The sequence below is a fragment of the Mesorhizobium sp. M7A.F.Ca.CA.002.09.1.1 genome, assembly GCF_003998555.1.
Taxonomy (GTDB): Bacteria; Pseudomonadota; Alphaproteobacteria; order Rhizobiales; family Rhizobiaceae; genus Mesorhizobium; species Mesorhizobium ciceri.
Genome location: NZ_RZRR01000130.1, coordinates 1 through 8787, shown reverse-complemented (window position 1 = coordinate 8787; position 8787 = coordinate 1). Strand labels below are relative to the sequence as shown.

Here is an 8787-nt window from a genome sequence, read left to right as displayed (position 1 = left end):
CTGATCGGCAGGCCGCGCAGCACGCGAACCGCGAGGAAGGCAAAGCATTCCGCCTCCACCGCGTCGCCGCTCCAGCCCAGGCTCTCGGCCTGCACCACCTCGACGCCGGCGCGGCTGGCCAGCATCGCCATCATGGTCGGATTATGGCGACCTCCGCCGCTGACCACCAGTTTCTTCGGCCGGTGCGGCAAGAGGTCGAGTGCCTTGCCGACGGCGCCGGCGGTGAACGCGGTGAGCAAGGCCGCACCATCCTCTGCATTCAGGCCGTCCGCCATCGCGGCACCGAAGTCGAAACGGTCCAGCGATTTCGGGTAGGCTTTGCTCAGATAAGGGTGCTGCAGCAGCTTGGCGAGCCGGGCCTCGTCGACCGTTCCCGCCCAGCCAAGCGCGCCGTCGCGGTCCATCTCGCCGAGCCCCTTCGACTTGATGAAATCGTTGAGCGGCGCGTTGGCGGGGCCGGTGTCGAAGGCGACGACATTGTCAGCGCCGTCCCACCAGGTGATGTTGGCGACGCCGCCGAGATTGAGTACGGCGACCTCGCCATTGGCACCGGCGCTGCGCATCAGCGCGGTGTGATAGACCGCGGCCAGCGGCGCGCCTTGCCCCCCGGCGCGCATGTCGGCCGAGCGGAAATCGTATGCGACCTTGGTGCCCAGTATGGCATGCATCAGCTCACCGTCGCCGAGCTGCCGGGTCTGGCCCAGCCGTCCAACCTGCGGCGCACGATGCAGAACGGTCTGGCCGTGAAAACCGACGATGCCGATATCGGCCATCGTCATGCCATAGCCTTCGACCAACTCCTTGACGGCCGCCGATTGCGCGCGTGTCAGGGCATCCTCCGCGGTGCGGAAGATCGCCGGCTCCGGCCCAACGAAACTCCACCCCCGCGCCTCCGTCAGCGTCTCTTCCAGCAGCGAGCGGATCGACGCGGGATAGGGCATCAGCCGGTAGGTGCCGAAATCCTCGATGCGTTCGCCATCGGTCTTGATCAGCGCGACGTCGATGTTGCCGTCCAGCACCGTGCCGGTCATCAGGCCGACGGCCCAGATTGGTTCCATAGTCGTTTCCTCGTTGAGCATGATCTTTTCCGAAAACCGTTTCCCACTTTTCGGGACCATGCTCCAGTCCCCATCGATGAGATCGCCGATAGCTTTGCGAAGCCTGACGATTCTACCGTCAAAATATCGGTCGGATGAATCCGGTTGGCGGGCAAGGTCCAAGCCTTGCCACTGTCGAAGCGGCGGTCTCGGTGCTGAAGGCCGAGCGGCCTTCGTAGCGCCACAGGCGATGCTGGACCGCGCAACGTTGGTTCTGCAGCCGTCTGGCTCAACAACCGCCGAGATGCCACCTCTTGCCTGTCAGCCCCGAAGGCGCGACCTTGCCTGATCTGGCGAACGCTTCCGCCGAAATCCGCAAGGAGTGAAAAATCATGGCATCCGATGTGGCCGTCATTGCAGGCGCCGGCGCTGGTCTGAGCGCCTCGCTTGCGCGCCTTCTCACCCAGGAAGGCTTTCGCGTGATTCTGGCCGCCCGCAATTTCGAGAAGCTCAGCGCTCTGACCGACGAAACCGGTGCGCTGGCCGTCGAGACGGATGTTGCCGACGTCGCGTCCGTCGCCAGCCTGTTCGACACTGCAGACAAGGCCGGCCCGCTGGCGCTTGCAGTGTTCAACGCCAGCGCGCGCACCCGCGGACCGATCGCCGAGCTCGATGCCGAAGCGGTCAAACAGGCATTGCTGGTCGGCGCCTATGGCGGCTTCCTGGTCGGCCAGCAGGCGGCGCGCCGGCTGCTTGGGCGGGGTTCCGGATCGATCCTGTTCACCGGCGCCACCGCCAGTGTGAAGGGATTTCCCGGCTCAGCCGGCTTCGCCATGCCGAAATTCGGCCTGCGCGGCCTGGCGCAGTCCATGGCCCGCGAGCTCGCTCCGCAGAACATCCACGTCGCCCACTTCATCATCGACGGCCAGATCGAGCCGGCCGGACAGGTGGCCGATCCCGGCCGGCCGGACCGCCGTCTATCGCCGGACGCCATCGCCGAGGCCTATCTTACAACCCATCCCCAGCATCGCAGCGCCTGGAGCTCGGAGCTTGAGCTGCGGCCCTGGGCAGAGACGTTTTGACAGTGCAGCTGATCGCCTAGGGGCCAACTAATCGCCTGGCGGGAAGTAACGCGATCCTTCCGCCATTCCTTTTACATTAGGTGATACTAATATTTTGTGGCGCTGAGCTGCTTATCCAATACATAAAAAAGCGCAGTGTAATATATACGTTTGTTTAACGTCGGTTGTGCATCTTGCTGGCTTTCCCGGTCTAATTGAGAACGCGTATGCCGGTTACACGTCGTACACTGCTTGCGGCCGGGAGCGGCGGGTTGCTGATCTCGCAAGCCCGGGCGGCCAACACTCCAGGACAGCAGGCGGAGAACGCCCCAACGCCGATCGCGAGCGGCGATGCCTTGCGCATCGCAATGCCGGCCTTCGCTTCCAATCCGTTCTTCCCGGCCGACGGATCGGGGGACAATGGCATAGACATGGAACTGGCCCACGGCATCGCCGCGGCGCTTGGGGTCGAGCCGGTGTTCGACCGATCCGCCGCAACGTTCGACGATATCGTCAGACAGGTCAGTTCCGGACAGGCCGACATGGCGATTGGCAAGCTCAGCAGGACGCTTCAGCGCGGCCGGTCGATCATCTATTCCCGCCCCTACGCCATGCTGCGGCAAGGGCTGATCGCCAACCGCCTCAACCTGGCGCGTATCGCGCAAGGCAAGCCGCCAGAACAGATTGTCCGTGATTTCTCAGGTGATCTCGGCGTGATCGAGGGCTCTTCCTTCGCCACTTATGCGGCCACGACTTTCCCACATGCGCAAATCCATCGCTTGGCAAGCTGGGACCTGATCATCGATGCGATCCGAAACGGGACGATCGACATGGCCTATCGCGATGATTTCGAGATCAAGAAGCTGATGGTCGACGATCCGTCGATGACAGTCGTAGCGCGCTCCATCACGCTGACCGACAAGGTCGATACGATCGCAGTCGGCGTGCGGCCGGACAATCCGCATCTCGCGGCCTTTGTCGATCTGTATCTCGACCTCGCGCGGGGTCAGCAGATTCTCAACACGGACGAGATCATCGCCCGCTATCGCCTGGGGAGCAAAGCCTGACAATGGCCATCTCCGACGTAGCCGGACCCCTGCCTTTCGATTGGCGTCTCGCGGCAAGGCGTATCTTGCGATCGCCGGTGACGACGATTGCGATGATTGCTGCAGGAATCCTGTGCGGCCTCTACTATCCAGACTTTGCCCATGCGATCAGCCCTGTCGCACAACTCTACCTGAATTTCCTAAAGATGGTCGTCCTGCCCTATTTGGTCTCATCGGTCATCTTCTCCATCACGGCGATGGTCCAGGACCCGAAATCGGTCCGCTACCTCGGTAAGGTGGGTATGGCCGTGCTGGTCGTGTCGTTCCTGGCCGTGCTGGTGAGCGGCACCTTGTCGCTGATCCTGCAGCCGGGCCAGATCGAGAATCCCCAGTCGCGCATCGAGCTTGGCGAGTTCATCAATTCGCAAGGCAGCGTGTCCACCGATCTCGCCTTCCCGTTCCAGCCGCCGCCCTCCAATGGGGATCCCAGCGGCGGGCATTCGATCCTGCTCGACCTGGTGCCGAACAACGTCTTCAATGCGCTGGCCTCGGGACAGACCATCCAGGTTCTGCTGTTCTGCCTGCTTTTCGGGCTCGCGATGGGGAAGATTCCCCAGCCCTCGTCCATGAGCCTGACGCAGGCGCTCAACGCGGTCTACAGGGCCTGTACGGTGCTGACCAACTGGTTCATCTGGGGGTTGCCCTTTGCAACCTTCATCCTGATCGCGGACCAGACCGCGTCGACCGGAACCAAGCCGCTCACGCTGATGGGCGGTTACCTGCTGGTGATGGGTTTTTCCTGCCTCATATTCGTTGCCGGCGCCTTTGCCATTATCGCCATCCGGTCGCGACGAAGCTACTGGACGACGATCAAGACCTGCCAGCCCCTTCTCATGGTGGCCATCACCACACGCTCTACGGTCGCCTCGCTGCCGTGGGTCATCAACCTTTTGAGCGAGCGCCTGCGGTTCAGCCTGGTGGTCGTGGAACTGCTGGTGCCGCTGCAGGCGGCTTTGCTGCGTACAGGCCCGGCGCTGCTCTACACTTCGGGTGCGCTGTTCATCGCCCAGCTCTACGGCCATCCGCTTGCAGTCCCCGACCTCGTGCTCGTCGGCATCATCTCGGCGCTTCTCGCGCTCACCACCGGCGGCATGGGCAGCCTGCTCATCCTGTCGCAGATGTCCATCGTCTGCGGCTACCTGAAGCTTCCCTTCGAGGCGGCGTTCGCTTTGTTCGTCGCGGTGGATGCGGCCGTGGACACGTTCATGACGCTGGCCAGCGTCTGCACCGTCGCGGCGAGCACGGCAATGATCGCTCCCAGCCACAGGGAGGCGACACAGCCTGAAACCGTCTCGGAACAGCTCGAAGCCGAGCCTGCCGGATGATCGACGACAGCATCCGTCCCCAGCTCGGCATTATCGGCGGCCTGGGGCCGCTTGCATCGGCTGACTTCTACTTCAAATTGACCCGGATGACCCAGGCGTTCAGAGACAACGAACATGTGCCTGCCGTGATCCTCAGCGTACCGCAGCTGCCCGACAGGACCGAAGCCATCCTTGCCGGCCATGACGGCCCGCTGGCGCCTTTGAAAGCGGCGGTCGCGACGCTCAATGCGCTCGGCGTCGCCTGCGTCGCGATGCCGTGCAACACCGCCCATCATTGGTACGACCAACTGGCGGCGAATTCGCGCGCGGAAATCATCCATATCGGCGACGCCGTGGTGGCGGAGACGCGTCGTAGCCTGGAGCGGGGCCGGGTTGCTGTTCTCGCCACCCAGGGCACGCTGGTCTCCGGCTTCTATCAGGACAGGATGTCGGCGGCGGGATTTGAGCTCTGCCTTCCCTCGAACACCGAATTTCAGGCGTGCGTCGACAGCGCGATCAGCCTCGTCAAGGCGGGTTCGATCGCGGATGCGGCGGTTGAAACCGAGCGCGCGCTCGACATCGCGCAAGCGGCCGGCGCCGATGCCGCCCTGCTCGGCTGCACCGAACTGTCGGTGGTGGCCGCCAGCCTCAACGACGTGAATGGATTGCTCGTCATCGACAGCAATGCGGCCCTGGCGCGAGCCTGCCTGACGCGATTAGGGTTCGGTACGCAGGAAGCCCGAGGGCTGCCGACCGTATCGCGGCCGCCAGGACATGATTGGCCGATGCGCGGCAGCTTGGCCGTACTGGCGTAACCCGATCTAGACGCTCTCGAGGTATGTCTCGATCTCGAAATCGCTGACATTGAGCGCGAACGTGTTCAGCTCCTGGCGTTTGCAGGCCACAAAGGAGTCGCGCAGGATGGCTGGAAAAATCTCCGCCACATGCGTCCCGCTCTCGAAGGCGGCGATCGCGGATGCCCAGTCCGGCGGCAGCTTTGCCGGCGGAAGTCCCTGGCCGTCTGTGCCGATCGGATCACCTGGCGACAACTGTCTTTCGATGCCGGTCAGCGCGGCGCCCAATATGGCCGCGAGCACCAGATAGGGGTTGGCGTCGGCTCCCGATACGCGGTGCTCGATACGGCGAGCAGCGGTCGGCCCGCCCGGAATGCGGATCGCGACCATGCGATTCTCATAGCCCCAGGCGACCGCGGTTGGCGCATAGGATCTTGGGCGCAGCCTGCGGTACGAATTGAAGTGCGGCGCGAATACCAGCGTGCTCTCGGCCATTGCCGCAAGCAGGCCACCGACTGCATGGCGCATGGTCTCCGAGCCCTGGTCGGTGCCGTCGTCGAAGACGTTGCGCTCTTCACCGTCGACCAGGCTGAAATGAACGTGAAAGCCGTTGCCCGCCCGGTCGCCATAGGGCTTGGCCATGAAGCAGGCGGCAAAGCCGTGCTTGCGGGCAATGCCCTTCACCGTGCGCTTGAACAGCACCGCATCGTCAGCCGCCCGCAACGCGTCCGCGACATGGTTCAGATTGATCTCGAACTGACCGACGCCGTTTTCGGCGATGGCCGTGTCGACGGGAATGCCTTGCGTCCGGCAAGCCTCGTAGACGTCATGGATGAAGGATTCGAAATCGTCGATTTCGTCGATCGACAGCGCCGCGTCGGAATCGAGCCGGCGTCCGGTCACCGGCGAGACAGGGCCGACCGGCCGCTGCGATTGCGGATCGACGAGGTAGAATTCGAGTTCCGTTGCCGCGACCGGGGTCAGGCCCAGGGCCTTGTAGCGATCGAGGATGCGGGCCAGCGCCCGTCGCGGGTCGCCGAGATAGGGCGCGCCGCTTTCGTCGGCAAGCCACAGCGGGACAAGTGCCGTCGGATGCGCCGTCCAGGCCACCGGCAGAATGCCGCGCCCGGTCCATTGGCACAGTCCATCGGCATCGCCGGTCGAGAAAACCAGGCTGTTGCCTTCGATGTCTTCGCCCCAGACATCCAGTCCGATCAGCGAAAAAGGCATGCGCAGCTTGCCTTCCAGCGCCTTTCTTGCCTGCTCGACGGGAATGCGCTTGCCGCGCATGATACCGTTGAGGTCGCACACCGCCGCCCTGAGGCTCTGGATGTCGGTTCTGCTTTCAAGCCAGTTCAAAACGTCCGCAATTGCATCGCTCAATTTAAAACCTCTGGTTTTCGAAGGTGCCGCAGCCTGACCGGCCGCACGTCCCTGGTAAAAATAGCTGGTGAGTTTTAGGAAAACAGACGTGGCTGTCGCCAAGCGCTTTTCCTTATTTTTTCAAGTCACTAGCTGGTATGTCGGGAGGCATTTCAAAACCAATTGCGCGATCTGCGATCGCAACATAGAGGTTGGAGGGCGGAATGCCAAGCACGAGACGGTAAACCAGCGCGCAGCCGCTATCGGCGGGAGCGGCGAGTTCGCTGCGGTAAGATCTGGCGCACGCAGCGCCCGAGCCACGCTGTGCAAAACGGTCATCACAAATCTTGACCTCGCATGCACTTGCACCTCTGGCCGCTGTCTGGCTTTTTGGGGTACCCATCGCAACGGACTGATTCGCGTCATGCCGCTCGATTGCAATATGCCCAAGGCAGTCTGCGGGTGGGTCGTGAAGCGCGCGCAATTGACGAAGGAGAAACAGGCATGGCCGAGTTCAAGAAGCCCGAAATCTCCGAGATGAGACCCAAGATCACCGTTATCGGCGTCGGCGGCGGCGGCAATGCCGTCAACAACATGATCGCCGAGCAGCTTCAGGGTACCGAATTCATCGCCGCCAACACCGACGCGCAGGCGCTGACTATGTCCAAGGCGACGCGGCTGATCCAGCTTGGCGCTCATGTCACCGAAGGGCTGGGCGCCGGATCGCTTCCCGAGATCGGTCGCGCCGCGGCCGAGGAATCGCTCGACGAGATCATGGATCATCTGGCCGGCACGCATATGTGTTTCGTCACCGCCGGAATGGGCGGCGGCACGGGAACCGGTGCGGCTCCAATCATCGCCCAGGCGGCGCGCAAAGCCGGCATCCTGACGGTTGGCGTCGTCACGAAGCCGTTCACCTTTGAAGGCCGGCGCCGCATGCAGATGGCCGAAGAAGGCATCGAGCGGCTGCGCGAGAGCGCCGACACGGTGATCGTCATCCCGAACCAGAACCTGTTCAGGATCGCCGATGCCAAGACCACCTTCGCCGATGCGTTCGTCATTGCCGACCGGGTGCTCTATGCCGGCGTCAGCTGCATCACCGACCTCATCGTCAAGGAAGGCCTGATCAATCTCGACTTCGCCGATGTCAAATCCGTGATGCGCGACATGGGCCGCGCCATGATGGGCACCGGTGAGGCTTCCGGTGAAGGCCGCGCGATGAAGGCGGCCGAAGCCGCGATCGCCAACCCGCTGCTCGACGAAGTGTCGATGAAAGGCGCCAAGGGCGTGCTGGTCTCGATATCGGGCGGCAGGGACATGACCCTGTTTGAAGTCGACGAGGCCGCCACCCGCATTCGCGAAGAGGTCTACGAGGATGCCGACATCATCGTTGGCGCCATCTTCGACAAGGGCATGGAAGGCCGCTTCAGGGTCTCGGTCGTGGCGACGGGCCTCGACCGTGCTTTTGGCGCCGAGGATGCCGACGCCGGCATCGCGCGCGACCACGCCGGTCAGCCGCCGGCGCGCACGCTTCAATAGCGTTCGGTAAACGGGCAGGGCGCTGCCGCGCTCCTGCCCTCGATACCAGCGTTCAGCTCAGCCGAACTTCGGGTCCAGACTGCCCGACTTGTAGCGCTTGGCCATTTCGGCGACCGGCAGCGGCTTGATCTTCTGCGCGTTGCCGGCGGTGCCGAACTGTTCGAAGCGCTCCTTGCAGAGCTTGCGCATGGCGGCCATGGCCGGTGTCAGATACTTGCGCGGGTCGAACTCGCTCGGGTTCTCGGTCAGCACCTTGCGGATCGCGCCGGTCAGCGCCATGCGGTTGTCGGTGTCGATGTTGATCTTGCGCACGCCGTGCTTGATGCCGCGCTGGATCTCCTCGACCGGCACGCCCCAGGTCGGCTTCATCTGGCCGCCATATTTGTTGATGATCTCCTGCAGATCCTCGGGCACCGAGGACGAGCCGTGCATGACCAGGTGCATGTTCGGCAGGCGGCGATGGATCTCCTCGATGACGTTCATGGCCAGCACCGCGCCGTCCGGCTTGCGCGAGAATTTGTAGGCGCCATGGCTGGTGCCCATGGCCACCGCCAGCGCATCGACATGGGTGTCCTTGACGAACT

8 protein-coding genes are annotated in these 8787 nt (G+C 63.3%); 5 read left to right on the top strand and 3 right to left on the bottom strand.

Annotated elements, in window-relative coordinates; all coding sequences use genetic code 11:
* Nucleotides 1-1058: anhydro-N-acetylmuramic acid kinase (locus tag EN994_RS08515; RefSeq protein ID WP_127307482.1), on the bottom strand; the 1058-nt coding region annotated here is incomplete at its 3' end.
* A 371-nt stretch (nucleotides 1059-1429) separates the two neighbouring features.
* Between EN994_RS08515 and EN994_RS08510 the strand changes: the two genes are divergently transcribed.
* The 4 genes from EN994_RS08510 (at nucleotide 1430) to EN994_RS08495 (ending at nucleotide 5323) form a co-directional block, all read left to right on the top strand.
* On the top strand, nucleotides 1430-2119 hold the full coding sequence (locus tag EN994_RS08510) for an SDR family NAD(P)-dependent oxidoreductase (RefSeq protein WP_063167598.1): 690 nt from the start codon (nucleotides 1430-1432) through the stop codon (nucleotides 2117-2119).
* A 206-nt stretch (nucleotides 2120-2325) separates the two neighbouring features.
* Nucleotides 2326-3165 (top strand): transporter substrate-binding domain-containing protein, encoded by an 840-nt coding sequence (locus EN994_RS08505; protein WP_063167599.1) that lies wholly within the window; start codon nucleotides 2326-2328, stop codon nucleotides 3163-3165.
* Nucleotides 3166-3167: 2 nt separating this feature from the next.
* Entirely contained in the window at nucleotides 3168-4529 is a 1362-nt protein-coding gene (locus EN994_RS08500; protein WP_063167600.1) for a cation:dicarboxylase symporter family transporter, read from the top strand.
* Entirely contained in the window at nucleotides 4526-5323 is a 798-nt protein-coding gene (locus tag EN994_RS08495) for an amino acid racemase (RefSeq protein ID WP_063167601.1), read from the top strand. The genes EN994_RS08500 and EN994_RS08495 overlap by 4 nt, the downstream gene beginning before the upstream one ends.
* Nucleotides 5324-5329: 6 nt before the next feature.
* Here EN994_RS08495 and EN994_RS08490 read toward each other — a convergent pair whose 3' ends face one another.
* Entirely contained in the window at nucleotides 5330-6685 is a 1356-nt protein-coding gene (locus tag EN994_RS08490; protein ID WP_063167602.1) for a glutamine synthetase family protein, read from the bottom strand.
* A gap of 483 nt (nucleotides 6686-7168) precedes the next feature.
* Between EN994_RS08490 and ftsZ the strand changes: the two genes are divergently transcribed.
* Entirely contained in the window at nucleotides 7169-8203 is a 1035-nt protein-coding gene (ftsZ, locus tag EN994_RS08485) for a cell division protein FtsZ (protein ID WP_063167603.1), read from the top strand.
* 57 nt (nucleotides 8204-8260) lie between these two features.
* Here ftsZ and EN994_RS08480 read toward each other — a convergent pair.
* Nucleotides 8261-8787: class II fructose-bisphosphate aldolase (locus EN994_RS08480; RefSeq protein WP_206530386.1), on the bottom strand; the 527-nt coding region annotated here is incomplete at its 5' end.

What these genes read in the sequence shown, in the direction of transcription:
- EN994_RS08510 (WP_063167598.1), top strand. Translation starts at nt 1,430, where the DNA reads ATGGCATCCGATGTGGCCGTCATTGCAGGCGCCGGCGCTGGTCTGAGC.
- EN994_RS08505 (WP_063167599.1), top strand. Translation starts at nt 2,326, where the DNA reads ATGCCGGTTACACGTCGTACACTGCTTGCGGCCGGGAGCGGCGGGTTG.
- EN994_RS08500 (WP_063167600.1), top strand. Translation starts at nt 3,168, where the DNA reads ATGGCCATCTCCGACGTAGCCGGACCCCTGCCTTTCGATTGGCGTCTC.
- EN994_RS08495 (WP_063167601.1), top strand. Translation starts at nt 4,526, where the DNA reads ATGATCGACGACAGCATCCGTCCCCAGCTCGGCATTATCGGCGGCCTG.
- ftsZ (WP_063167603.1), top strand. Translation starts at nt 7,169, where the DNA reads ATGGCCGAGTTCAAGAAGCCCGAAATCTCCGAGATGAGACCCAAGATC.